The organism is Vibrio sp. Vb1554 (assembly GCF_033344235.1).
The window spans coordinates 1-1,174 of the sequence record NZ_JAWPOJ010000315.1; the positions used below are offsets into that span (position 1 = coordinate 1).

General features: G+C 45.7%; 2 protein-coding genes. Both read right to left on the reverse strand.

Going from position 1 to position 1,174, the window contains the following annotated elements:
* On the reverse strand, positions 1 to 611 hold a 611-nt coding region (ansA, locus tag R8N28_RS25915), incomplete at its 3' end, for an asparaginase (RefSeq protein WP_318183746.1).
* A 164-nt stretch (positions 612 to 775) separates the two neighbouring features.
* Positions 776 to 1,174 (reverse strand): S49 family peptidase (locus R8N28_RS25920; protein ID WP_318183747.1); only part of this gene is annotated, 399 nt, incomplete at its 5' end.

Sequence of the window (1,174 nt, forward strand, 5' to 3'; positions counted from 1 at the left end):
TTGAATTCACCTTCAGGTTGCGCGTTCACCTTGATGCTGTTGCTAATCTGAATGTTGATGCCCGCTTCCAACAGTGGCGGCAAGTTTGGTGACGTAAATGCATTAAAGCCGTCAGCATGAGATTTTGTGCTGCGGTTGCCACGCATCAACTGATTGTTGAAGAATAAGGTGACTTCGTTGATTGGGTAGTTTGCTGCGATGTGCAGAGCATTTAGTAAGTTTGCTTGACCATCAGAGCGCAGTTCATCCAAAGGAATTTGAGAACCAGTAACGATAACTGGCTTACCCAGGTTTTCTAGCATGAAAGACAAAGCCGACGCGGTGTAAGCCATCGTGTCAGTGCCGTGCAGAATAACGAAACCATCGTACTTGTCGTAGTTGTCACGAATGTCATCAGCGATTTGTTGCCAGTCTGCTGGTGTCATATCTGATGAATCGATAAGAGGATCATATTCGTGGATAGTGTATTCCGGCATCTCTGGACGGTGAAATTCCGGCATGCTGGCAAGCTGTTTTTCCATAAAGCCAGCGATAGGAACGTAACCGTGATCCGATTTTAGCATACCGATGGTGCCACCGGTGTAAGCGATGTAGATGTGTTTTCTAGTCATCGTTTTTTCTTTCGTGTAGGGGAACAGAGGCGGGATTATATACCTAAATAACCTTGAGATGCGAGGCTCGGCGCACAGCATATGAAAGTCATCTGAGGAGATGTTGAGCTCAATAAAAAAGGGCATCTCACGTAGAGATGCCCTTTGTATTTCTTACTGAAAATCTACTGTACTTGGCAGTTCAAACAGAAAGCGTATTGTCCTTTCGGATCGTTAAAGCTTTGAAGCAGACTTGCATCTTGTTCGAACTGTTGAGCCACAGGTTGAAGGCTCTTTGGCAGAAGGCTTGTTGCGTCAACACCAAGGGATACTTTCACCTGATTCATGAATTCTTGTAGGAATAGTTCTGTTGGTGACAATGGCTCTTCAACCCAGTAAATCCCGTAATCTGTCACGTTCGCCAGCTTCGCAGCTAACTCAACGGCATCATCGAAGTCACCCATTTGGTCAACAAGACCGAATGATAAGGCATCTTGACCTGTCCAAACTCGGCCTTGCGCGACTTTGTCTACCTCTTCTACCGTCATATCTCGGTTTGAACCAACCAAAGAGATAAAGCGTTT